This window comes from Halomonas sediminis (assembly GCF_044871105.1).
Lineage (GTDB): Bacteria > Pseudomonadota > Gammaproteobacteria > Pseudomonadales > Halomonadaceae > Vreelandella > Vreelandella zhuhanensis.
The window spans coordinates 2,495,170-2,519,423 of record NZ_CP085246.1; the positions used below are offsets into that span (position 1 = coordinate 2,495,170).

Annotated in this window: 26 protein-coding genes; 3 read left to right on the forward strand and 23 right to left on the reverse strand. The window is 59.0% G+C overall.

The window, feature by feature from the left end:
• Positions 1-44: 44 nt before the first annotated feature.
• Genes LG290_RS11830 through nrdR form a run of 7 tightly spaced genes read right to left on the reverse strand, consistent with a single transcriptional unit; the run spans position 45 to position 5,349 of the window.
• Positions 45-518 (reverse strand): phosphatidylglycerophosphatase A family protein, encoded by a 474-nt coding sequence (locus LG290_RS11830; protein ID WP_160417872.1) that lies wholly within the window; start codon positions 516-518, stop codon positions 45-47.
• Entirely contained in the window at positions 515-1,489 is a 975-nt protein-coding gene (thiL, locus tag LG290_RS11835; RefSeq protein ID WP_499834982.1) for a thiamine-phosphate kinase, read from the reverse strand. The genes LG290_RS11830 and thiL overlap by 4 nt, the downstream gene beginning before the upstream one ends.
• A gap of 23 nt (positions 1,490-1,512) precedes the next feature.
• Positions 1,513-2,016 (reverse strand): transcription antitermination factor NusB, encoded by a 504-nt coding sequence (gene nusB, locus LG290_RS11840; protein WP_160417870.1) that lies wholly within the window; start codon positions 2,014-2,016, stop codon positions 1,513-1,515.
• Complete coding sequence (gene ribH, locus LG290_RS11845) at positions 2,013-2,501, reverse strand: 6,7-dimethyl-8-ribityllumazine synthase (protein ID WP_160417869.1); 489 nt, start codon at positions 2,499-2,501, stop codon at positions 2,013-2,015. The genes nusB and ribH overlap by 4 nt, the downstream gene beginning before the upstream one ends.
• A 14-nt stretch (positions 2,502-2,515) precedes the next feature.
• A complete protein-coding gene (gene ribBA / locus LG290_RS11850) occupies positions 2,516-3,673 on the reverse strand; it encodes a bifunctional 3,4-dihydroxy-2-butanone-4-phosphate synthase/GTP cyclohydrolase II (RefSeq protein WP_499834983.1) in 1,158 nt (385 codons plus the stop codon).
• A gap of 45 nt (positions 3,674-3,718) precedes the next feature.
• Positions 3,719-4,849, reverse strand: a complete 1,131-nt coding sequence (gene ribD / locus LG290_RS11855; protein WP_499837098.1) for a bifunctional diaminohydroxyphosphoribosylaminopyrimidine deaminase/5-amino-6-(5-phosphoribosylamino)uracil reductase RibD — start codon at positions 4,847-4,849, stop codon at positions 3,719-3,721.
• A gap of 38 nt (positions 4,850-4,887) precedes the next feature.
• On the reverse strand, positions 4,888-5,349 hold the full coding sequence (gene nrdR / locus LG290_RS11860) for a transcriptional regulator NrdR (RefSeq protein WP_499834984.1): 462 nt from the start codon (positions 5,347-5,349) through the stop codon (positions 4,888-4,890).
• A 128-nt stretch (positions 5,350-5,477) separates the two neighbouring features.
• On the opposite strand from nrdR, the gene LG290_RS11865 reads away from it, so the two are divergent.
• Both LG290_RS11865 and dsbG read left to right on the forward strand, forming a co-directional pair.
• A complete protein-coding gene (locus LG290_RS11865) occupies positions 5,478-7,235 on the forward strand; it encodes a sugar phosphorylase (protein ID WP_499834985.1) in 1,758 nt (585 codons plus the stop codon).
• Positions 7,236-7,386: 151 nt separating this feature from the next.
• Positions 7,387-8,124 carry a thiol:disulfide interchange protein DsbG gene (gene dsbG, locus LG290_RS11870; RefSeq protein ID WP_499837099.1) on the forward strand — a complete coding sequence of 246 codons (738 nt, stop codon included), beginning with the start codon at positions 7,387-7,389 and terminating at the stop codon, positions 8,122-8,124.
• A gap of 94 nt (positions 8,125-8,218) precedes the next feature.
• Here dsbG and LG290_RS11875 read toward each other — a convergent pair whose 3' ends face one another.
• From LG290_RS11875 to LG290_RS11915, 9 genes are all read right to left on the reverse strand, one after another.
• Entirely contained in the window at positions 8,219-9,265 is a 1,047-nt protein-coding gene (locus LG290_RS11875; protein ID WP_160417864.1) for a c-type cytochrome, read from the reverse strand.
• A 12-nt stretch (positions 9,266-9,277) separates the two neighbouring features.
• The gene (locus LG290_RS11880; RefSeq protein ID WP_499834986.1) at positions 9,278-9,928 is read right to left on the reverse strand and encodes a c-type cytochrome; all 651 of its coding nucleotides are present in this window, start codon (positions 9,926-9,928) and stop codon (positions 9,278-9,280) included.
• Positions 9,929-9,958: 30 nt separating this feature from the next.
• A complete protein-coding gene (locus LG290_RS11885; protein WP_499834987.1) occupies positions 9,959-11,281 on the reverse strand; it encodes an ATP-binding protein in 1,323 nt (440 codons plus the stop codon).
• Complete coding sequence (locus LG290_RS11890) at positions 11,278-11,979, reverse strand: response regulator (protein WP_160417861.1); 702 nt, start codon at positions 11,977-11,979, stop codon at positions 11,278-11,280. Before LG290_RS11890 ends, LG290_RS11885 begins: the two co-directional genes overlap by 4 nt.
• A 206-nt stretch (positions 11,980-12,185) precedes the next feature.
• Entirely contained in the window at positions 12,186-12,596 is a 411-nt protein-coding gene (locus LG290_RS11895) for a DUF6691 family protein (protein ID WP_499834988.1), read from the reverse strand.
• Positions 12,593-13,054: a YeeE/YedE family protein gene (locus LG290_RS11900; protein ID WP_160417859.1), complete on the reverse strand. Its 462-nt coding sequence runs from the start codon at positions 13,052-13,054 to the stop codon at positions 12,593-12,595. Before LG290_RS11900 ends, LG290_RS11895 begins: the two co-directional genes overlap by 4 nt.
• Positions 13,055-13,083: 29 nt before the next feature.
• On the reverse strand, positions 13,084-13,275 hold the full coding sequence (locus LG290_RS11905; RefSeq protein WP_160417858.1) for a YgaP family membrane protein: 192 nt from the start codon (positions 13,273-13,275) through the stop codon (positions 13,084-13,086).
• Between the two features lie 208 nt (positions 13,276-13,483).
• A complete protein-coding gene (locus LG290_RS11910; protein ID WP_499834989.1) occupies positions 13,484-14,704 on the reverse strand; it encodes a glycosyltransferase family protein in 1,221 nt (406 codons plus the stop codon).
• Positions 14,701-15,615 (reverse strand): HAD-IIB family hydrolase, encoded by a 915-nt coding sequence (locus tag LG290_RS11915; RefSeq protein WP_499834990.1) that lies wholly within the window; start codon positions 15,613-15,615, stop codon positions 14,701-14,703. The genes LG290_RS11910 and LG290_RS11915 overlap by 4 nt, the downstream gene beginning before the upstream one ends.
• A 689-nt stretch (positions 15,616-16,304) precedes the next feature.
• Here LG290_RS11915 and LG290_RS11920 point away from each other — a divergent pair.
• On the forward strand, positions 16,305-17,456 hold the full coding sequence (locus tag LG290_RS11920) for a DcaP family trimeric outer membrane transporter (RefSeq protein WP_499834991.1): 1,152 nt from the start codon (positions 16,305-16,307) through the stop codon (positions 17,454-17,456).
• A gap of 120 nt (positions 17,457-17,576) precedes the next feature.
• Here LG290_RS11920 and LG290_RS11925 read toward each other — a convergent pair whose 3' ends face one another.
• From LG290_RS11925 to LG290_RS11955, 7 genes are all read right to left on the reverse strand, one after another.
• Positions 17,577-19,013 (reverse strand): MBL fold metallo-hydrolase RNA specificity domain-containing protein, encoded by a 1,437-nt coding sequence (locus LG290_RS11925; RefSeq protein ID WP_499834992.1) that lies wholly within the window; start codon positions 19,011-19,013, stop codon positions 17,577-17,579.
• A gap of 857 nt (positions 19,014-19,870) precedes the next feature.
• On the reverse strand, positions 19,871-20,005 hold the full coding sequence (locus LG290_RS11930; protein WP_499834993.1) for a hypothetical protein: 135 nt from the start codon (positions 20,003-20,005) through the stop codon (positions 19,871-19,873).
• A gap of 92 nt (positions 20,006-20,097) precedes the next feature.
• Positions 20,098-20,313: a hypothetical protein gene (locus LG290_RS11935; protein ID WP_499834994.1), complete on the reverse strand. Its 216-nt coding sequence runs from the start codon at positions 20,311-20,313 to the stop codon at positions 20,098-20,100.
• Between the two features lie 34 nt (positions 20,314-20,347).
• Positions 20,348-21,316 carry an Rpn family recombination-promoting nuclease/putative transposase gene (locus tag LG290_RS11940; protein ID WP_499834995.1) on the reverse strand — a complete coding sequence of 323 codons (969 nt, stop codon included), beginning with the start codon at positions 21,314-21,316 and terminating at the stop codon, positions 20,348-20,350.
• A gap of 167 nt (positions 21,317-21,483) precedes the next feature.
• Positions 21,484-21,612, reverse strand: a complete 129-nt coding sequence (locus tag LG290_RS11945) for a hypothetical protein (protein WP_499834996.1) — start codon at positions 21,610-21,612, stop codon at positions 21,484-21,486.
• A 352-nt stretch (positions 21,613-21,964) separates the two neighbouring features.
• Positions 21,965-22,735, reverse strand: coding sequence for a 3'(2'),5'-bisphosphate nucleotidase CysQ (gene cysQ, locus LG290_RS11950; protein WP_499834997.1), 771 nt, complete (start codon positions 22,733-22,735; stop codon positions 21,965-21,967).
• Positions 22,736-22,828: 93 nt separating this feature from the next.
• Positions 22,829-24,067 carry an O-antigen ligase family protein gene (locus LG290_RS11955; protein ID WP_499834998.1) on the reverse strand — a complete coding sequence of 413 codons (1,239 nt, stop codon included), beginning with the start codon at positions 24,065-24,067 and terminating at the stop codon, positions 22,829-22,831.
• Positions 24,068-24,254 lie beyond the last annotated feature (187 nt).

Sequence of the window (24,254 nt, forward strand, 5' to 3'; positions counted from 1 at the left end):
GCCGAATGGCAAGAGACCATTCGGGAGCGCTCAGCCGGCCGTTATCAATGCAGCCAGAACCACAAGTGCATGGTGCTCCAGGCATAAACGCCCGCCATCACATCATCGATCATGATGCCGAAGCCACCAGCCACTCGACGGTCAGCCCAGCGAATCGGCCAGGGTTTGAAGACGTCGAAAATACGAAACACCACGAACCCCCACAAGGCGGCCTCCCAGGAAAACGGCACCGCCGCCATGGTGATCCAGTAGCCCACGAATTCATCCCAGACAATCCCGGAGTGATCGTGAACCCCGAGATCGCGTGACGTTTTCTCACATAGCCAGACACCCACCACAAAAGCGGCAAATGACAGCATTAAATACCAGCCTAGTGGTAAATCGGTCATCAGCCAATAGAATGGAATCGCAGCCAAGGTACCAAAGGTGCCCGGCGCCCAAGGGGCGGCGCCACTCCCCAGGCCGAAGGCAAAGAAATGCGTCGGGCGGCGCCATACGCTTGCAGGTGCACGGTTCATGGCGTCTCCCCGGAAAAATGCTGCCAGCCATCACGTGCATACCGGCCAACGCCTGATATACCCGGCGCTTCACGGCAGTGACCGATCACAGTCAGCGTCTGCCCTACCGCTGCCAGACGGCGTTGCGCCTCATCCAGCTGCGTCCTGTGCAGCGTCACCAACAGCTCATAATCGTCACCCCCGCCTAATGCCGCCTGAATCGCTGTATCTCGACCCAAGGCATCTTCCAGACCCGCTGCCAAGGGCACGCTTTCCGGCGCCAGCACGGCACCCACACAGGACGCCCGGCGTAGGTGACCGAGATCCGCCAGCAGCCCATCGGAAATGTCGATTCCCGCCGTGGCCAGGCCGCGAAGGGCTTGCCCGGCAGCCAAGCGGGGTTGCGGTAAAAGATAACGTTCGAGCAAAGGGTGGCTCAGGTCGCGCTCGCCGCGCTGCCATAATGCCAAGCCGCCGGCGCCACCGCCCACACTGCCGGTAACCGCAATCAGGTCATCCACCCTGGCTCCCCGGCGCGTGATTGCCTGGCCGTCGGGCACCTCTCCCATCACGGTAACGCCGATGGTCAGCTGCCCGCTAGTGACGTCTCCACCCGCCAGCACGCTATTGCTCTCCCGGCACAGCGATAGAAAGCCTTCGGCGTAGTCAGCAAGCCAGGTATCGCTTTCACCGCTTAACGGGGCTGAATGTTGATCGAGTGTCAACGCCATGAAACACCAGCGCGACCTGGCACCCATGGCCGCCAGGTCACTCAGCGCCACGGCCAGGGCGCGATGGCCGATTACCCGCGCTGGGGCCTCTGCAGGGAAGTGAACATTCACCACTGAGGTATCCACGCTGACCACTAACTGATGCCCGGAAGCCGGTGCCAGCAAGGCAGCATCGTCGCCCACCCCCAGACAAACGCCGGCTGCGGCATCCGCCGTCGACGTAGTGAAATAACGACGTATCAGATCGAACTCGGCAACCACAGAAGTCCCTCGCAGATGGCGACTCAGCGCCGACGGGCGCTGACCTCGGCACTGCGCAGGCGACTGGCCAGCTTGTCGAGAATACCGTTGACGTACTTGTGCCCGTCGGTGGCGCCGAATGACTTGGCCAGCTCCACCCCTTCGTTGATCACCACGCGATACGGCACTTCCATACGACGCGAAAGCTCGTAGGCACCCAGACGCAGGATGGCCAGCTCCACACCATCCAGGTCCACCAGGCGACGGTCAAGCAGTGGCGCAATGGCCGCGTCCAATTCACCCTTGAAGCGTGCCGTGTTGTGCAGCAACTCATGGAACAGGGCCATATCGGCAATTTGCATCACCTTGGCCCAGTTCTCATGATCTTCCATGTCATCGTCGGGCAATTGGCTGCGAAATTCGGCTTCGACGGTGGTCATCGACTTGCCGGTCATCGCCCACTGATAAAGCCCTTGTACGGCCAGCTCACGCGCGGCATGGCGCGCCTGCTTTGCCGCGGAAGACTTGTTCGCACGAGGCTCGTTCATCGTTCGACTCCAGGGCCCAAGGCGCGCAGCAGTGAGACCATTTCCATGGCCGCCATGGCTGCCTCGGTGCCCTTGTTGCCGGCCTTGGTGCCAGCACGCTCGATAGCTTGCTCGATGGATTCAACCGTCAGCACACCGTTGGCCACCGGGGTTTCGAATTCCAGCTGCAGGTTGTTCATCGCCGTATTACAGCCACCCGCGACATATTCAAAGTGCGGCGTACCCCCGCGGATCACCGCGCCCAAGGCAATCACTGCGTCCGGCTTGACCACCTTCAGCACGCGCTTGACCGCCAACGGCAGCTCCCAGGCACCGGGCACATGTACCAGGTCGATATTTTCAGAATCAACACCGTGACGCACCAGGCTATCCACGGCGCCTTCCACCAGGCTATCCACCACATGATGATTGAATCGGCCTACCACGATCACGTAGCGGCCATTCACATCAACAAAACTACCTTCGATTTGGGAAAGGGGTTGCATCAATTGATTCCTGCTCAAGAGGGTTGCTCGGGTGCCGGATCGTTCGGCCCCAGACGATCCACCACTTCCAGGTCAAAGCCCGAAAGCGCCGAGAATTTCCACGGAGAACTCAACAGCCGCATCTTGCCCACCCCCAGGTGACGCAATATCTGCGAACCGGTGCCGATAGTCAGGTAATTGCCGGCGCCATCGGAGTCGCTGGTGCGAGGCACGCGCACGCGCTCCAGAAAGACATCCAGCTGATCCTTGAGATCGCGGCGCGGGCGACCGTCGTCGATCAACACGAAGACACCATTTTCCGCCGCAGCGATCTCGTCCAGAGCGCGATGGCCATCCCAACGGTGCCCATCGTCATTGAGCAGCCCCAGCAGATCTCGCAGGGTATCCGCCAGATGAACGCGCACGGTTGTGGGCTGCTCCGGCTGTGGCTGGCCTTTCACCAGGGCCAGATGATGCGCGCCTTGAATGCGGTCACGGAAGACGTGCAACATCAGGTCGCCATGAATGGTCGAGACGGGGGTCGCTTCCAGATGATCGATGGTCTGCTCATTGACGATGCGGTAATGAATCAAGTCGGCAATGGTGCCCATCTTGATGCCGTATTCGGCGGCGAAGACCTCGAGTTCCGGGCGGCGCGCCATGCTGCCGTCATCGTTCATGATTTCGCAGATAACGCCACTCGGGTCACAGCCGGCCAACGCCGCCAGGTCACAGGCAGCTTCGGTATGCCCGGCACGCCTTAGCACGCCACCGGGTTCGGCCATCAGCGGAAAGATATGCCCCGGCTGAACGATATCCTCGGCACGCGCACCAGGCGCAACCGCCGCCTGCACGGTACGCGCTCTATCGGCTGCGGAAATCCCCGTGGTCACCCCTTCGGTGGCCTCGATGGACAGCGTGAATTTGGTCCCGAAACCCGACTCGTTGTCGCGTACCATCAATGGCAGTTTGAGCTGTTCACAACGCTTGCGGGTCATCGGCAAGCAGATAAGGCCACGGGCGAAACGAGCCATGAAGTTGATATGCTCGGCCTTGACCTTTTCGGCAGCCATGATGATATCGCCTTCGTTCTCCCGATCCTCATCGTCCATGAGGATAACCATCTTGCCCTGCCGAATATCCTCGACCAGGTCAGCGATGGGGGCCAGGCCCCCAGAGGAGGATTGCACCATGGAATCTCCAGAAAATATGCTTCGCATTACGTGCGATTTCGCGCGTCAGGGTACCTTGGTATCGCCTGTGGCGCTAGTCGGCTCGGGCGTGGCGATAATCCGCCAGTCGCGCCCCACTGCCCGCATGTCATGAATTACCAGGCGCCGCTGATCGGCCATCAGCGCAAGTCCCGGCAGGGCAAACAGCGCCCGGGCGTCGCCTCCCAGCAAGGTGGGAGCGACGAATAGCTGCATTTCATCGACGAGTTCGGCATTCAACATGGCACCTGCCAGCGTAGCGCCGGTTTCCAGCAACAATTCGTTGACCTGACGGTTTTCCGCCAACCAGCGTAACAAGGAAGGCAAGCTGATGCGGCCATCCTCTCCCGCCGCCAGGGCCAGCACTTGCGCACCGGCATTTTCCAGGCGCCAACGTTTTTCCAGGTCATGGTCGAGAACGGTCACCACCAGGGTGTGTCCGGGTTCCCGCAAGCAAGCCGCCGTCAGGGGCAGGCGCAACCGGGTATCCAGAATGACCCGCAGCGGCTGGCGGCGGACGATATGCTCGGCCTCGTCCAGCTTGAGTTGCTCGGCACGCAGGGTGAGCCGCGCATCATCCATGATGATCGATTCCACGCCGCTCATGATGGCACTCGAACGTGCTCTCAGTCGCTGCACCTGGGTGCGGGCTTCAGGGCCGGTAATCCACTGCGATTCACCGGAGCCCATGGCCGTACGACCATCCAGGCTCATGGCCATTTTCAAGCGCACGAACGGCCGACCGCGGCGCATGCGCGAAATGAAGCCCGGGTTGAGCCTCTCGGCATCCTCTTCAAGCAGGCCCACCATGACCTCGATGCCGGCCTTTTCCAACAGTGCCACCCCTTGGCCTGCTACCTGAGGGTTGGGGTCGACCATGGCTACCACCACCCGCGTCACGCCCGCATCGCGCAGCGCCAAGGCACAGGGGCCGGTGCGCCCATGATGAGAACAAGGCTCAAGCGTGACGTAAGCCGTAGCACCCGGCGCCGCTGAACCGGCCACCCTCAATGCATGAATTTCGGCATGCGGCTCTCCGGCCTGTTCATGCCAGCCCTCTCCCACGATGTTTCCGTCACGCACCAGAACGCAGCCCACTCGCGGGTTGGGGTCGGTGGTATAGAACCCGCGCCGCGCCAGCACCAAGGCCCGCGCCATAAAGCGATGATCCAGGCCGGAGGCCGTCTGCGGGCCAATCAAGATTTCGGCTCCTGGGAAATCCGGTCGATTTCAGCGCGAAATTCGTCCAAATCCTGAAATTTCCGATACACCGAGGCGAAGCGAATGTACGCCACCTGATCCAATTGCTTGAGGGTCTGCATCACCGTTTCGCCCACATCCCGCGCCTGAACCTCGCGTTCGCCTCGGGCGCGCAGGGTCTGGCGGATACGTTCCACCGCCGCCTCGATATCCTCCGCGCTCACCGGGCGTTTTTCCAGCGCCCGCAGCATACCCCCTCGCAGCTTGGCTTCATCAAAGGTTTCTCGCGAGCCATCGGACTTGACCACCCGCGGCATTACCAGCTCGGCGGTTTCATAAGTGGTAAAACGCTCGCTACAATTGGCACATTGACGGCGTCGGCGTACCTGGTCGCCGTCCACCACCAGGCGCGAATCCGTCACTCGAGTGTCGTTGGCACCACAAAAAGGGCAATGCATGAGAATCACAACCTGTTGTAGACCCGAGCCCGATACGCGAGCGCGAGTAAGCGATTTATTTTCTCATTGTAACGATTTGGCCTAGAAGCTGCAGTGTCTGTGGCATCTGTTTATGCGGGAGTCTCCCCATGTCAGCCTTTGATACCAACGCCCACCAGTACTTGGCTCATCTTTACGGCTTAAGTGCCGACGAAGTGCTGCAACGCCTGCAGCGCCTTGTTCAAAAGTACCAGAACACTCAAGAAAGCCTGAACGTTCAACAAGCCGCTCCCACCTGGAGCGAAAAGGATCTCTGGCTGATCAGTTACGGTGACTCGATCGTCGATGAGCCACGCCCACCGCTCGAGGTGCTGGAAACGTTTATCCGACAACGCCTGGGCCAGCGCATCAGCGGCGTTCACCTTCTGCCGTTCTTTCCCTGGAGCAGCGACGATGGCTTTTCGGTGATCGATTACCGGGAAGTTGATCCAGCACTCGGCGACTGGTCGCATATCCGCGCCCTGGCCGAGCACTACGATGTGATGGTGGACCTGATTCTCAACCACATCTCCCGGGAATCGCTGTGGTTCGTCGATTATCTCAGTGATAGCTTGCCGGGGCGCGACTACTTCCTGGAACTCGACCCCGAGACCGACCTGTCTCAGGTCGTGCGACCCCGCAGCACGCCACTGATGGTGCCTGTTGCCACGCGGCGCGGTACCCGGCATCTTTGGGCCACCTTTTCCGACGACCAGATCGACCTCAACTTCGCCAACCCGGATGTGCTGCTGGAATTCGTCGACATTCTATTGTTCTACCTGAAACAGGGCGCGCGCATCATTCGCCTGGACGCCATCGCCTTTCTCTGGAAACGCCAGGGCACCTCCTGCGTCCATCTACCGGAAACCCATACGGTGGTCCGCCTGCTGCGCGCCTTGGTGGATCACGTCGCCCCCGGCACCTTAGTGGTGACCGAAACCAACGTGCCGCACACCGAAAACATGAGCTATTTCGGCCTCGAGCGCACGGCCAGCGGCGAGCCGGATGAAGCCCATATGATCTATCAGTTCACCTTGCCGCCCTTGCTGCTGCATACCCTGACCCGCGGCGAAGCCGGAACGCTGCGAGAATGGCTGAAAAGCTTGCCGCCCCTGCCGCCTTCCTGCACCTACCTCAATTTCACCGCCAGTCATGACGGCATCGGTGTGCGCCCGCTGGAAGGCCTATTGCCCAACCACGAACGCGATGCCCTGCTGGAATTGATGCACCGTTTCGGTGGATTTGTCAGCATGCGCAGCCACCCCGAAGGCAACGACATTCCCTATGAAATCAACATCACCTGGTTTGAAGCCATGCAAGGTACCCATCGAGGCGCCGACCCTTGGCAGGTGGCACGCTTTCTGTGCAGCCAAGCCATCATGCTCGGCTTGCAGGGGATTCCCGCGCTCTATCTGCACAGCCTGACCGCCACGCCCAACGATCTGGAAGGCGTGGAGCGCAGCGGCAGGCTACGTTCAATCAACCGCCGTCATTGGCAGCTCAAGGAACTGGAACCTCTGCTGGACAGCGCCACGACGCCTACCCATGAGGTGTTTTCCGCCCTGTGCCGCTTGCTTGAACAGCGCCGCGAGGAGCCCTGCTTTCATCCCAGCGCCCCGCAGCGGGTGCTTCCCGCGCCCAACGAGCTACTGGTTATCGAACGCGGCCCGATGGCCGATGGCCGTCGCCTACTGGCACTGTATAACGTCACCGACCGGCCGTTCGATCTGAATCAGGGCGGCGAGATATTGAGCATGCGGCTCAGCCAAGGCCAGTGGCACTCAATCGACCCGGATTCTCCAGCCTGGACGGTCAACACGCCATTGCCGCCCTACGCCATCCGCTGGCTGGTGAGTGAAAGTGAATAAGAAGAAAAGGCGGATACGTCATGGAACTCATACCCTGATAATAAACTCATGAGAAGATGCTTCCATGGCCATTACCCCGACGAGGAATCTCATGTCATTACCGCTTCGCAAGCGATTCGCTGTGCCCGCCCTGGCCGGCGTTTCATTGATCATGGGCAGCCTTGCCCAAGCCGCCGAACCATTGCCCGCCCCGATACAGGCGTTAGCCGACCAAGGCATGGAAATTCATGGCCAATTCGAGGCGCCCGGCGGCATGCGCGGCTTTGGCGCCAGCACCCAAGGGCGTGAAGTGGCGATCTACCTGACGCCGGATGGGGAACATGCGGTACTGGGCACGCTGATGGATGGCGAGGGCACCAACCTGACCGAGCCACAGCTGGATGAACACGTTCGCGCCCCCTTGGAGGCCCAGACATGGCAGGTATTGGAAGACAGCCACTGGATTCAGGATGGCGAGCGTGATGCCCCGCGCGTGATCTATACCTTTACCGACGCCAACTGCCCCTATTGCCAGAAATTCTGGGAGCAGACACGCCCTTGGGTAAACGCTGGTAAGGTGCAGCTACGTCACATCATGGTGGGCATATTGCAACCGGACAGCCCCGGCAAGGCCGCCGCCCTGTTAGGTGCCGATGACCCGTCGCAAGCCCTGTATGAGCACAGCGAAATGGGCCAGTCCATCCAGGCCAGTGCCCAGCCACGGGCAATCGAAGAACAGGTCTATGCCAATAATCAGCTGTTTGAAGAATTGGGCCTCTACGCCACGCCTACCAGCGCTTTTCAACGCCGCAACGCAAACGGCACCTTGCGTATCGACCGGGTACAGGGAGTACCCAATGAAGAGCGCTTGATCGAAATGATGAACGGACCGGCTCCCCAGGCCGATTAACGTACTGCCACGCGCCAGGATGGTTAAAATGCAAGCGCCCGCCTGAGCGGTTTCAAGCGGGCGCCTTGCCTATACTGGACTCCTTATTGAAGGCTTATTCACTCAGCTCTTCAAACCGCGATACCCCGACATTCCAGGGCTTGAGAAAATCCTTTTCCCCGGTGTTGGCGTGATCGGCAAGGCGATGGTCGTCATGTTCACGCACCTCGCCATAGCGCGAATGGCGATGAAACGTCGAACCGAACAGTTCCAGTGTTTCATCCAGGTCACCGGTGTAACGTGGGTCCTGGGGGCGCTCCTGACTCACCATGTAGTAGGCGACATCCCACGCCTGCTGGTCGGAAAGTGAGTTGGGCTGGCCCAGCGGCATGTTGTTCTTGATGAACCCGGCCGCGGTATGGGTGCGCACGATACCCGCTCCCCAGTTGTTGGAACCATCGCCCCACAACGCCGGGAAGACGTACTCGCCCTCTTCATAATGGCCGGCACCATCGTCCTGGTGACAGATGGTGCACTGCGCCTGGTAGACCTCCTCGCCGCGTGCATAGTCCGGTTCTTGCTCGGGATCTGGCGGTGCCTGGAAGCCACGCCCGTAGATCGGCTGGTCGGGGTACATGGGCGCGCCGGTAGCCAGCCACTGATGGTAGGCGGAAAGCGCCACCATGTCGTCGCTACCATATTCCGGCGGTGTACCGTTCATCGAATAAGCAAAGCAGCCGGCAATGCGCTCTTCAAGATTGTTGACGTGCTGGTTCTTGCCGCGAAAACCCGGCAACGTCACCGCCGCCGGCCAAATCGGCGCGCTGAACGGCTGGCGACCTTCGCCCAAATGGCAGCTGGAACAGTTCATGTCATTGAAGACGTTCTCCCCGCGAAGCTGCTGAGTATCGGTGAACAGCTCATAGCCTCGCCGGATTACCTTCTTGAGCTCGGGATGGATATCGGCATCGTCCAGGTCGGCCATGGTGGGAGGCACATGAACCAGCTGGCCTTCCTGGGGTGCCGGGTATCCCAGTGCTGTCAGCCCTTGATAAGGCGACTCCCCCTGGCCATTTTCACCGCTGGCCGCATAGGCCGTCACGCCGAGGCCTGCGGCCAACGACGCTCCCAGTACCGCCAAGGTAATTTTCGATAGTTTCATGGTCACTCTCCCTTACTCGGCGGTCACGGATTGACGGGCAAGCCAGGCGGAGACAGCCTGGATATCCTCGTCGCTCATACGTTTGGCAATCGCGCCCATCAAGTTCTGAGGGTCGTTACTGCGCTCATCGTTCTTCCACGCCTCAAGTTGGGTGGCAATGTAGCCTGCATGCTGGCTGGCGATGCCCGGAAAATCGCTTCCCACGCCTTCGCTGCCCGGCCCATGGCAACTCTTGCAGGACACGATGTAGGCGTCCCAGTCACCCCGTTTCGCCAACTGCTCACCGCGCTCAAGCAATGCCTCACCCACCTCTTCTCCCCCTTGGGCGGGAGTCACCGGCATCTGAGCATAATAGGCCGCCACATCCGCGATTTGCTGGTCATCAAGCATGTTGGCAAACAGCGTCATGCTGGCATTTTCACGGCGCCCTGCCTGGAAATCGTGAAGCTGCTTGGCGATGTAGCCACTATCCAGCCCCGCCAGACGCGGCCAGGACTCACCGCCAGGCACGTTCATACCGCTACCATCTGCCTGATGACAGGCCACGCAGGTGGCACTCGCCTCCTGGCCACGCTGAGCATCCCCTTCCAATGCCATTGCAGCACCGGCATTCAAGCCGGTTCCCAGCAACAGGCCCAATCCCCTTATCACTGTCTTGTTCATTGCTTTCTCCCTCTTGTGATTATATTGATCCTAGTCGAGATCGATAATCGGCACCGTCAATTGTACTTGCAAGCCGCCACCGGGTGGGCTGAAAAACTCGATACCCCCATCGAAACGCTCGGCAATGGCGGCAACGATCGCCAGTCCCAAGCCACTGCCCTGCTGGCTTCCGGCACGCCAGAACCGTCGGGGCAGTTGCGCCAGTGCCTGTGCCGCAATACCTTGCCCTTGGTCACTGACACAAAACGTCATGCAGCGCCCGGCATGGCTCCTTTCGGCTTTCAGCTGTACCGGCGTATCGTCCGGGCCATGGCGCAAGGCGTTATCCAGCAAGTTGCGCAAGGCGGTAATTGCCAATTCACGCGGCATCGCCAATGTCGCCTCGGGCCAGATATCAGGCAGCGTAAAACGCCTGGCATCCGGGGTATTGGTATCAGCGATGGCCAATTCGACGATATCCGCCACCCTGCTTGGCTCACCGTCGTCGAATCCCAGGCGCCCTTCCACCCGTGCCAGCGTCAGCAGTTGGTCCAGGGTGCAGGCCAGGCGAGCCACACCTTGCTCGGCATGTTCAAGCGATTCCCGAGCGGCATCGCCCTTCACCCGCCTCGCCACCTGCAAATGGGTTTTCACCGCCGTCAACGGGGTGCGTAATTCATGGGCGGCATCGTTGGTGAAACGCTGCTCACGTACCAGGGTTTGTTGCACTCTTACCAGCAAGCCATTGAGGGTCTCGATCAGAGGACGAATCTCATGGGGAATACCGTAGGTTGACACCGGTGCCAGGGCGTCCGGGTCGCGGCGCTCGAGCGAGACGCGTAGCCGGGTCAACGGCGCCAGCCCGCGCCAAATGCCTAACCACAGCGCTCCCAGGCTGCCCACCAACGCCACGATGAAAGGCACTACCGCGACCTTGATCACGTCTTTGAGCAATAGCGTGCGTTCATCCATGCGATCCGCCGTGATGATGGTCAGCCCCTCACGCTCATAGGTGAAGACGCGCCAGGTCACGTCACCTTCCTTACGGTAGGTATGCCCGCGCTCTCCCGGGGTCAAGATGTCATCCATGTCGGCATGGGTGCGTGCCATCACCTCGCCACGCGGGGAATGTACCTGACAGGCCAGCCCCTCAATCGGCGGAATCGACAATGTCTGCTGGTCGACGGTATCCCAGACCTCGGCAGGCAGTTGCAGCATCAACCCGGCCACCATGCGGGCCGACTGGGCCAGACGCTGATCCAGCGTTTCCATGAGTTTGGCTTCCAGGTCGCGCATCAACCAGGCAGCCGCCACGCCCCATAGCAGTGCCAAGGTCAAGCCCAGGGTCAACAATAGCCGTAGCCGCAGGCTCATAACTGCCCCTTGGGCACGGTGCCCCGCAAGCAAATGGCTTCCGGCTTGCCCAGCCGATACCCCAGGCCGCGCACGGTCTCGATCACTCCCGTGCCCAACTTGCGGCGCAAATGATGGATATGCACATTGAGCGCATTGCTTTCCACGTCATCGCTCATGCCATACAGGCTATCTTTCAGCTGATTCGCCGAAAGCACACTGCGGGGTGCCTGCAAGAAGGTTTCCAGCAACACCAACTCGCGCCGGGAAAGCGGCACCTGATGGCCGTCAACACTGATTGCTCGGGCTCTCGGGTCAAGGGTCAGGCTGCCGTGCTGGATCATGGCACTCGAACGCCCGGCGGCACGCCGCAGCAAGGCGCGCAAGCGAGCCACCAGCTCATCGAGATCAAAGGGCTTCACCAGGTAATCATCGGCGCCGCCTTGCAAGCCATCCACCCGGTCGCGAACGGCGTCGCGTGCGGTCAGAATCAGCACCGGTGTAGCAACACCCGCCGCACGCCACTCTTCCAGCAAGCTCATTCCGTCGCCATCCGGCAAGCCTCTGTCGAGAATCACCACATCGCTGGCCACGGCTTGCATGGCCTGACGTGCGGCAGCCATGGTGGACACATGATCCACAACAAAATCGAATGTCATGAGTCCGGCCCGGATACCGGAAGCCACCAGGGCATCATCTTCGATCAGCAGTACGTGCATGGATATTTCCTTGTTATAGGCGTGAAGCATGCCAAGACACCATTAAACGAACGTTAACTGCGCTCGAAACAAAGCCAATAGAGCCAAGGCAATTAGTCGTAGCTTTCTTTGGGTTTTTGGCCTGATGCCCGGCCAACAGGCAAAACGCCCCCACCGGCAAGCCGGCAGGGACGTCTTATTCAAGCAACATGAGACTGATGAGGCTTTCAGGAAACGCTAAGCCGCCGAGCCGCAAACCAGCCGACCACCATGGCTATCAACATGGCGAAAAGCGGCGGGGTCAAGCCCCCGATAGAGGCGATTGCCGGTCCCGGGCAGTAGCCCGAAAGGCCCCAGCCAATCCCGAACAAGGCAGCGCCACCCAATAACTTGGCGTCCAGATCCTGGCGTGTGGGCAGCTGGAAGGCATCCCCCCACAAGGGCTCAAGGCGCTTGAATACCAGACGATAGCCAATAAAGGTAGTGATCACCGCGCCACCCAGTACAAACATCAGGGTCGGATCCCAGTTGCCGGCAATATCCAGAAAACCCAGCACCCGTGCCGGATCAGTCATGCCGGAAATCGCCAATCCCAAGCCAAACAACAAGCCGGCGATATAGCCCATTAATGTTCTCATGCCCCACCTCCCAGCACGTGCCGGACGATATACACCGTAAAGATGGCACATCCCAGAAAGACCCCGGTGGCGGCGAGTGAGCGTGGCGATAACCGCGCCAGCCCGCAGACACCGTGCCCGCTGGTGCAGCCGCTGCCAAGGCCAGTACCCACGCCCACCAACAAGCCCGCCAGCAGCATCATGGCCACGCCACCCGCGGGTTCACCTACGACAGCGCCCGGCCGACCCACGACATTACCCAGGTCGCCACCCAATGCCATCAGCAATAGCGGGCCGCTGATCAAGCCCAGCACGAAGGTCACACGCCAGGCGCTGTCACCTTTGGGACGCTGGGTCACGAGATTACCCACAATTCCGCTGATGCCGGCAATTCGCCCTAGCGTGGCCATCAACCAGGTAGCCGAAAGACCAATCAAGATGCCACCTATCAGCCCCTGAAGGCTTGCTGTCCAATCCACGCCTATCCTCCCTTCAACTTAAATACGGCTTATTTTTCGCTCTTGCAGGTATTGATACCCAGCAATTTGTACGCAGGACATACACCCAACAGACCTGTTGCAAGCGGGAGTATTCCAATCCAGCCCCAGACACCAATGACGCCGGCCAGTGCCAGCACGATCAACGCCAGGCCGATCACGATACGGGCGATTTTATCTACCTTGCCTACATTTGTTTTCATCCTATTGCTCCTTTTCTTTTTGATCCATCGGTCTGAAAAGCGTCAACACCGTGCCCGGCATCCCGCCAATGACATCCAGGTTAAAACAGATTGATCGGCACCTTTTTAATAACTAAAACATCTAAACAAATAACTTAAAATATTTGCATAGAGGATAGCCGGGATGGAGCCAGGCTGCCTGAGTCAAGTTGTCGCAAGGCGACGAAAGTCATACTGCGCCTTTATTGTCCTCTTCCACCGCGGCGTACATGCGTGTCAGAATATCCGGCACCGCCGCCTGCACTCGGCTCCAGCTGGGAATAAAGGGTCGTTCACGCGGGTTATCTAGAAACAGTGCACCCGCTTCCAGCAGATTCCCGGCGAACAGCTCCACTGCCTGCTCTTCGCTATGCCGGTCCAGGCTCAGGCCGTTCATGGTGGCATCGTGGTCGTAGGCTTCGATCAAATCCAGTGCCAGGCGGTAATAGGTCGCTTTCAGGGTACGAAAGTCTTCCGTACTGAAGCTCACGCCCTTTGTCGCCAGCTTGCGATACAGCGCCTTGGCAATATCCAGGCTCATACGGTTGAGGCCGCCACCCGGGTCGTCTTTACTTACCGGCTGATGCTTGTGGTCGTAGCAATCGGCGATATCCACCTGGCATAGCTGACGGTTGGAATAGCTACGGTGCAGCTCCGAGAGCACACCGATCTCCAACCCCCAGTCCGCAGGGATACGAATGCCTTCCAGGACATCGCTGCGCATGGCGAATTCGCCGGAAAGCGGGTAGCGGAAGCTGTCGAGGTATTCAAGGTAAGGCAAGGGTCCGTACATGATCTTCAAGGCACGCAATAACGGCGTCACCAGCAAGCGTGTGACGCGTCCATTGAGTTTGCCTTCGGCAATGCGCGGGTAATAACCTTTACAGAAGCTGTAATTGAAGCGGGAATGCGCCATCGGGTACATCAACCGAGCCAGCATGCCGCGTTCATAGGTCAGAATATCGCAGTCATGCAGCCCCACGACTGTTGAACGACCTGATGCCAACACATAGCCGGCGCAGTACCAGACGTTACGTCCCTTGCCTGGCTCAAGCGCACCCAATCCATGGCTTTCCAGCTCCTGATCAAGCTCGCGCAGGCGTGGGCCATCGTTCCACAAGATGCGGGTATGCTGAGGCAAACGGGAAAAAAAATCGCGGGCATGGAGAAACTGCTTGCGGTCGGCACGATCCAGCCCTATCACGATTTCACCCAGGTACGGCACCCTGGCCAGCTCATCGACGATTCCCGGCAATGCCGGGCCTTCCAGCTCGGAAAACAGCGAAGGCAGGATCAAGCCCATGGGGCGACGCCGAGAAAACTCGACGAGCTCCTCCTCCAAGCTTGCCACCGGGCGGCGTGTCAGGTTGTGAAAATCGGTGATCAGGCCGTTTTGATGAAAGTCGCTCATGCTGACACCGCCCCGGAGTCAGTCAGCCCCCCATCCTCACCGCCCCACCAATAATTCACGCCTTCGGCCCAGCCTGCCGGGCCGCTGGCCTGGGTGCGATAAAGCGCGGTAGTACGGGGTTCCACGGGCAAGTCATGACAGCCGCGTATCACCACCGCCTGATCGACCATTTCCAGCATGGAGATGTCATTGGGGCCATCGCCCAACCCCATGGAAAGCGGCTGCCGGCCACGCAACGAGGTAAAGCGTTGGATAAGCCACTCCACGGCGCTGCCCTTATCGGCCGAGAGGCCTAACACATGCCAGAACCGCCCTCCCCGCAGCAGTCGTAACCCATCACCCTCCAGTGCCGCTCGAAAACTCTCCAGGGCCGTATCGCTATCCTGCCAGATCAAGGGTTCGCTGCCTTCGCGAAGCCGGGCCAGGCGCACCCCCTCGTTATCCAGACCGGTAAGGGACTTGAGCTCTTCCAGGGTCAGCTCGCTCATGCAAGTGAATGACACCCCCAGGCGCTCCCGCCAGACATTGAGACGCGCCCGAATCAGGCCGACATCCACGCTGACATGCTTGATCACCAGCCCATCCGTGCCATTGCCGGGGCGGTCCAGCCGCGCATGGCACCAGGCTTGCGGCAAGCCGATCACGGCACCATTTTCAGCAATGAAGGGGCTATCGGTCAGCCCCAAGGCTTCACGCAACGGGGACACTTCAGCCCGGGTCTTGCTGGTGACGGGGATCACCGGTATTCCCAGCTGCCTGAGCCGGGTCAACCAAGGCTTGGCAGGCGACGCATCATAGCTGTGATGATCCAGCAACGAACCATCAAGATCGGTCAACACCAGACGCGGCTGAAGGGCCAGTGCCTCGCCAGAGGTAGCCGGTGAGGAAAGACGCGATAAACCTGTATTCATGGTGACACCTTAAAGGCTTGAAACCGGTTTTTAGTTGCCAACTTCTTATAAAGAGATTGCTCGGTAAATGGCTGCCTGACAACTGCTCCGCAAGAAAAAGCAGCTCTGTAACATTTAACTACAAAACAACCACCGCTTGCCCTTGGCAAACCTCTAAAAATATCTATACTGGAGCTGTACCTCATTGGATAGCACGTACACCCCCGCTTACCAATGGTCTACATAAGCCAAGCCTTTATGCCCGCCCCCTCGGCGGGTTTTTTTTATCTAATGACTCATTCCACATGAATCATTACTTCAACCCGCCGATTACGAGCTCGACCTTCCAAAGTTTCATTGTCGGCAATGGAACGAGGGTCAGCAAGCCCCATGGCACGCAAGATTCGCCAGGTAGGGGGCGATTTATCGCGCGAGGGATTGCCCTTAAACGCACCACCCGAAGCTCGCCCGACAAGTCGGCATCCTACCGTAAAGCCTCCCTCCCCTCTAATTTCAAACTTCGCTTATAAAACAAAACCTAATAAACTATTTGGACTTTTGTCTAGAGAGGAATCTGCAATTCAGTGTGATAGTTTAATGACTGTTGTGTTGCATGCATGACGAAGCTCAACTGCTTTGATTTAAAAGCCACAATAAATCAATGAGCCGGTACCAACTACAAATTATAATTTTGCTTGATAAGGGTAACCATGAAAACAATCTACGCTAAGCGTACTGCTCTGCTGGCCGCTGCCGTCGCTGCTGCTTCCTTTGCCGGCACTGCCTCCGCCTATAATTTTGAAGTGGGTGACACCACCGCCAGTGTCTATGGCTATGCCAAGCTCGACATGATCCACGATGTCGATGCTGACCTGGGCAACTCTGTTGTACACAGCAACATTCGTCTCGATGGCCAAGACGGTCCCGATGGACATACCGACTTCCAAGCTATCCAGAGCCGCCTGGGCTTCAAGACCTCCACTCCCATGGGTGGCAGCACCCTCAACACCACTATCGAAGGTGACTTTTACGGTAGTGGCGGCGGTGAACTGCGTTTACGCCACGCATTCGGTGAATGGAACGGCATCCTGGCCGGCCAGACCTGGACCAACTTCGGTAGTTTCATCGGCATGACGCCCACCATCGACTTCACCGGTCAGGTAGGTCAGGGCAACATCGCCCGTCAATCCCAGTTACGCTATACCACCGGCGGCTTCTCTGTGGCACTGGAAGACCCGGGCACTCTCGGTAGCAACATCGACAATGACACACGTCTTAACACTGAGGATGATGAACTCAAAAGCAGCCTGCCCGACCTGACACTGCGCTACCATGCCGGTGCCGGCAATCTGAATTACGCCGCTTCCGCCGTCATGCGCCAGCTCGAGTATTACAACGCTGCCAATGATAGCGATGAAAGTGCTTTTGCCTGGGGCATCAACCTGGAAGCCAGCGCCGAAGTGACCGAAGGCGTTACCGTGCGTGGTGCTGTTACGCATGGTGATGGTCTGGGTGGCTACATGTATGGCTCACCGGGCAAAGCTGGTTACATTGATAATAGTGGCGACGTGGAGAGTATCGAAGGCACCGGCGGCACTTTCGGTGTAAGCATGGCGGCAGGTACCGGCAACGTCAACCTGGCTTACGGCATTGCTACTGCCGACCTGGATGATGGTGTTGATGAAGGCCGCTTGCAGGCAAGCTCACTCGATAAGGTTGAAAGCATCTACCTGAACTATATCTGGTCCCCTGTCGACCGCATCAACTACGGTGTCGAAGCTGGCTATCACACCAAAGAGACTCACGCTGGCGACGATGGCGATGCCGTTCGTCTGCAAGGCATGGTGCAGTACACTTTCTGATTCTACCCAGGATCGGACATGCGTGATAATCACAACGCATAAGCTCGCTTAACTAGACTTACGCTCGTTTCGTTGCTCCGATGGTTAACCACCATCGGAGCTTTTTTGTGCGGCGTTTTCTCAAGTGTTTGGCAGTATCACCTCTATTTTATGCCCACGCCTGGCCGCCAGGTTTTCTATTTCGACTTTCAGAGCTCGACGGGCATCCTCATCGCCATGTACCAGCCGCACCTCTTTCGGCCACTGGCGCATTCGCTTGATGAAGTTCAGCAAATCACGCTGATCGGCATGGGCGGAATAACCGTTGATGGTAGTAATCCCGGCACGGATATCAATCCGCTCGCCATCAAGCTCGACCCAGCCACCCTCTGGTCCGTAGCGCTGAATATCGCGCCCCGGCGTCCCCACTCCCTGGTAGCCCACAAACAGTACCTGATGGCGGGCATCATTCAGCATTGCCTTGAGATAATTGACCACTCGCCCGCCGGCACACATCCCGCTGGCCGCGATGACCACTGCCGGGCGGCCGGATTGCGCCAGGTAGCTAACCGTGCGTTCATGGGTTTCGTGATCATCCACCGTATAGAGGTTATCGAAACTCAGCGGATGGCGCCCAGCCCGCAAGCGGCGTTGAGCCTCCCTGTCCCAATACGGCTTGAGCTGGCGATATACTTGGGTGAAGCGCGCCGCCAGCGGTGAATCGACGATCACCTCCAGATCACGCCATAGCGCTTCATCCTGTCTTGCGCCCGCCAAAATCAAGCCTTCCAGCTCGTAAAGCAGCTCCTGGGTACGGCCAATACTGAACGCCGGAATGATCACCGTGCCGCCGCTTTCCAAGGCCTTCTCGATAGCGGCTTTCAGGGCTTGTTGCCTGTCACGCCGGGGCGCATGCAAACGGTCGCCGTAAGTGGACTCCAGCACCAGGCTATCGGCAAAGTAAGGTGATTTCGGCGCCGGTAATAGCGGCGAATAAGGTGCGCCCAGGTCGCCGGAAAACACCACCCGCTGCTTGCCACCCTGCACACGGTCATGCAGCGACACTTCCACATAGCTTGAACCCAGAATATGCCCGGCACGCTTGAGCTTGGCTTGTAGCAACAAGCTGTCGTCATTCACCAAGGTGTGCCATTGGCCGTAATCCAAGGGCACCAACTGGCTCTCCACGCGCTGCTGGAATTGCTCGATCAAGCGCGTATCGCGAGTGAAGCCGATCTTCAGGGCATCCTCTATCACCAGGGGAAGCAACAGCGCTGAAGGCTGTGAACATAAAATCGGCCCTGCATACCCCGCGGCCAGCAAATACGGCAACCGGCCGATGTGGTCGATATGCACATGCGTGACGATCAATGCCCGCAAGGTACTGATATCGAAAGTCACTTCCAGCTGGTCAAAGGCATCTTGCGCTGCATCTTCCCCCTGAAACAACCCACAGTCCACCAGTAACGAATGGGTTTCATTGGCCAACAGCTGATGGCAGCTACCGGTCACGCCATCGGCGCCGCCGTGATGCAAGAATTGCGGAAAGGAAGTAGTGCGGCTGGCGGGATGACTCATCGACTCGCTCCTTGAGGTTAACGACACTCAAGAGTATGTGTTTTCTAGCCAAGTAAAACCTTGAGCTCAGTCGGGTGAAGATTCAACCACCCATACCCACCACACCCTGGTGGGAGGCCAGCTTGCCGGGCGAGGTGTTGGCCGGATTCAACCACCCATGCCTGCCCCCAGTAGGAGGCCGGCTTGCCGGGCGAGGTGTTGGCCGGATTCAACCACTCATGCCTGCCCCCCAGTAGGAGGCCGGCTTGCCGGGCGAGCTTTTGGTAGTGGGGCTTGCTCAGTCAACCCTCGCGCGATGAATCGCCCTCCCATCAGGTCAACCCCCACCAAGTTGCCCCCCAGTGGGAGGCCGGCTTGCCGGGCGAGCTTTTGGTAGTGGAGCTTGCTCAGTCAACCCTCGCGCGATGAATCGCCCTCCCACCAGGTCAACCCCACCAGGCTGGCCCCCGGTGGGAGGCCGGCTTGCCGGGCGAGCTTTTAGTAGTGGAGTTTGCTCAGTCAACCCTCGCGCGATCAATCGCCCTCCCATCAGGTCAACCCCTCAGACTGGCCCTATGGTGGGAGGCCGGCTTGCCGGGCGAGCTTTTGGTAGTGGAGTTTGCTCAGTCAACCTCTCGCGCGATGAATCGCCCTCCCACCAGGTCAACCCCACCAGGCTGGCCCCCCAGTGGGAGGCCGGCTTGCCGGGCGAGCTTTTAGTAGTGGAGTTTGCTCAATCAACCCCTCGCGCGATGAATCGCCCTCCCACCAGGTCAACCCCACCAGGCTGGCCCCCCTGGTGGGAGGCGCTGGGCGAGCTTTTGGTAGTGGAGCTTGCTCAGTCAACCCCTCGCGCGCTGAAGCGCCCTCCTACCAGGTCAACCCCCCAGGCTGGCCTTGAGCGCTTCGACACGGGCAGATACTGGCTCGGTCATTTGCCCTTCTTGCTCACCGAAGAAGGACTCGCCCGCCTCCACGCCCAGCAGGCCAGCATCGCGATCAAAGGTGACCAAGGCCTAATGCCAGTCAGCGTTAACTGACTGGCATTAGGCATCGGGGCTGCCCTTTTTGTGCATCAGGCGGGGATACAATCAATAAGGTGGGATCAGTGCTTATCTTCAATACGCAGCTTGGCAATCTCGTCCAATCTCAAGCCAGTCGCCTCCGCGATCTGCTCATCACTAAGCACGCCAAACGACAGTAAATGGCGCACAGTGTCACGCTTTTCTTCTAAAGCTCGAGCCTCTGCTTCCTGCAGAACCTTCTGGCGCTCTTCTCGGCGCTCTTGCTGCGCCCAGTTCTCTAAATTCTCTGCCAACATATCTTTATCCTCCACCAAACTGTAGAAGGCAGAATCAGTGCTGAGTCTCGGCACGCAGCTTTTCGACTTCCTCGACCGGCAGTTCTTCAATCTCGGCGATCAGCTGATCATTCATTTCGGTCAGTGCTATCAGCTTACGGGCCGCATTGCGCTTGCTTTCCAACGCACGCTGCTCTGCTTCCTGCAGAACCTTCTGGCGCTCTTCTCGGCGCTCTTGCTGTGCCCAGTTTTCTAAGTTCTCTGCCAACATGTCTTTATCCTCCACCAAACTGTTGAGCTGATCCAGGTTGACCTCAGCCCCGAGCCGCTGCAGGTGACGCTTGAGCCAGCGGGTGATAATACGGTCGATACGCTCTTTATTGGGATCGACCTGGATGATCGCCACAACCCGATCCACGGCCTGCTGCAGCCCTTTCCTGTTCGTAGACGCCTTCTCTATGCTGAACACTCCGCTCAGCGGTGTCTGCCGCAACCCCAGCTCCTCATCAGTGTAGCGCCCTTCGTCGATCAGGTAGTAGCGTAGATGTGGCTGGTAGACCTGCAGGAACGCGGGCGGTTCCGGGCGCACCATGTCGTAGATATCCTGTCGGGCCGTCCAGCGCTCGGCGCCGTTGTAGAGCACGATGGGTAGGATCGGCGGCAGGCCCTTGTGTGGCGTCGTCGTTCCATTCTTGAGCAGGTGATCATAGAAGCAGGCCACGTAGTGCATCAGCCGGATCGGCATACTGCGATCCACAGAGGACTGAAACTCCAACAGAATGTAGAGAAACACTTCTTGGGTCACGCCCTGCCAGGTCACTTCTACCGACCACACCACATCCTCGAATTTCTCTTCGAACAGCGGGGTGATGTAGTTGCCGCTGTGGTTCTTGAGCGTGGTGAAGTCCATTAGTTCGGCGATTTCGGCAGGCGCAAAACCTTCGATCAGCTGCTGTACGAACTCCGGATAGCTGAATAGCTCTTTATAACCCGTGTCGTGGTAGTTGTGAGTGGTATCCGCCATGCTGACTCCTGTCTCAATGCCATTATTTTACCACAACACGCACCGCCCAACGCTCATTCCCAAATGCAAACGTCCTTCCCATTCACGCTATTCCCCTGCCCCATCCCACGGCGCCGCGAACGGCAGCCGTGGGGGGGGGAAAGCAGGCGTGGGTCGCTGAAAGAGTCTTACAGCCAGCCCCGTTCGGCGAACGAGACATAGCCTTCGTAACCCACCACATGATCCCAGACGCGAATATCCACCAGGCCCAGATCGAGTTGATAAGCCGCCGTGCGGTCATGGCTGTTGGTAAGCACCAGTTCCGCCATGCTATGCCGACATTGATTTTCCGGTCGGGGTCTTGGCGAAAACGGATCATGTGTCTGGCCCCCCAGTGGGAGGCCGGCTTGCCGGGCGAGCTTTTGGTAGTGGAGCTTGCTCAGTCAACCCTCGCGCGATGAATCGCCCTCCCACCAGGTCAACCCCACCAGGCTGGCCCCCCAGTGGGAGGCCGGCTTGCCGGGCGAGTTTTTAGTAGTGGAATTTGCTCAGTCAACCCCTCGCGCGATGAATCGCCCTCCCACCAGGTCAACCCCTACCAGGCTGGGGGAATCGAAAGATTCAGCGCCTAGGCGATGGACAGCGCCGCGGATGCTGACTTTCTGACACTCAATATCCCCACACCACAAAGTGCGGGTTCAGCACTTCAGAAGGATTGGCATAGCTCAGAGGCTGACCTTCCAGGGTTTCTACCCGGCCACCGGCCTGCTCCACCACCGCCTGAGCGGCAGCGGTATCCCACAGGCAGGTCGGGCCTAGGCGCGGGTAGGTATCCGCCTTGCCTTCAGCAATAAGGCAAAGCTTCAGCGAGCTGCCCATGGGCAGCATTTCATGCTCGCCGAGCTTATCTAGCCAGGCAGCGAGATCCGGGCTGGGATGCGAACGGCTACCCACCACGCGCCAAGCGCGGCCTTCCGGCTTGCCGGCCACCCGCAGGGCATGGCGCTCGCCCTTCTCATCGACCTTGAAAGCACCGATACCCTCGGCGGCCAGATAGGCGGTGTTGAGTGCCGGAGCGGTCACCACCCCCAGCACCGGCCTGCCCTTCTCGATCAGGGCGATATTGACGGTGAACTCGCCGTTACGCTTGATGAATTCCTTGGTGCCGTCCAGGGGATCGACAAGCCAGTAGCGATCCTTCGCGTCCGGCCCCGGAAATCCCGCGACATCCTCCTCGGAAAGCACCGGAATCTTCAGGGACAGTGCCTCGAGTCCGCTGGCAATGATCTCGTGAGCCGTGCGATCGGCCTCGGTCAGCGGGCTCTTGTCGGCCTTCTCTTCGACACTGAAGTCGCGCGCATAGACCGCCATGATCGCATCGCCCGCCTCGCGGGCCAGGGTTTCCGTTGCGCTGAGCAAGTCTGCATAACTTAAAGACATGAGTTTCTCAGTGGTTATTAGTGCGAATGGATGGAGGGCGAAAGCCAGGAAGCTAGGTTTTGTACGAAAAACCTAGGAATGCACGGGCAACGATCAGGCACGGCAACTGTCTCCTTGCTCCCGTTCAGCCGTCTTCAAGCGGGAACTGAAGGAGCCCCACAATACGGCAAGCAAGAAGGCGAACATCATCACCCCGCTGTTATGGGTCAAAAACGCCTGCGAAAGTCCGAAATCGATGTATGCCACCGAGAGCAGCACCCCCGCCACTGCAAGCGAGCGCAGTTCAAGATTCTCAGCACTCATTTGCCGCGCAAAGAGCCGCATGGGGACAAGATACAGCGCCAGCAGTGCGGCAAGGCCTATCACCCCGCGCTTGGCGAAGGCATCGATGAATTCGTTGTGTGCATGGCCATAGTGAGTCACTACCGGATCGACGACCCCCTCATTCGCCAAGGCCTGCATGCCCTGCTGATAACCGTTGTCGCCCCAGCCGATGAGTGGCTTTTCCAGTATCAAGTGATAGGCCCCCTTCCACATTTCGAAGCGGGCACCGACTGACGTTGCCGGGTTCTCCCCCGTCACATAAAGTTCAACGTCATTGAAAGCTTCTTGTACCCGGAGCTGGACGCCGGTTTGCGGCAGGAGATACACAAGCAAGCCCCCTATCACAACCACCAGTAACGCCCCCACCTTCACTGTGCCCGGCAACTGGCGCCCAAAGCCCTTATAGAGCACCAACAGCACGAACGGCAAACCAATCCATCCCCCTCGGCTACCCGAGAACATCGACCCGAGCATGCCCGCCACCGCCCCGACCAGCAGCAGAGCCACCCAGGCCCTTCGGTGAGGCTGCACTACCGCCCAGCCCAACCCTGCCAGACAAAGAATACCCAGCAACATGCTCAGATTGCCGAATTGGATGACATAAGTATGACCCGTCGCACGCATTGCCCCCTCGCCGAGCTTTTGCCGACCGGCCCAGCTGCCTGCTCCGATGGCCCCCACGGCCAGGCCGCTCCACATCCAGCTCAAGCGGGGCGGATAGGCCATTACCAGCAGCATGGCCGGCACCGCCAACAGGAAGCGAACAGGCTTGTCGATCCCGCTCGTGCCCTGACCATCCCACCAGGCTTCCAGCATGCCAATGGCGGCATAGGCAGCCAAGGCAGCCATCACCAGCCAGTCCTGGCGCCTCAAATCCAGTGCCGGCCGCTTGACCAACAGCACAACACTGCCAAGCAACAACATGACTGCCCCCAGAGAGTAGCCACTGGACACGACCAAGGCGATCGCACTAAGTAGGAATACAGCCAGACTGGTGTATGAACGCATCGAAAGTCTCACCGCAGCGGGAAGGTAAGGCATGGTAGTCATAGCGGGTCCGTCGAGAGAAACCAGGAGGCAATAAAAATGGCCGGCACAAAGGCCGACCATTTTAACATATAGAATTGGATTGTAGTGCGGCTCAGGCTACAGCCAGAACATATCCATCCGCCGACTGCCGGATGCGAGCCGACAT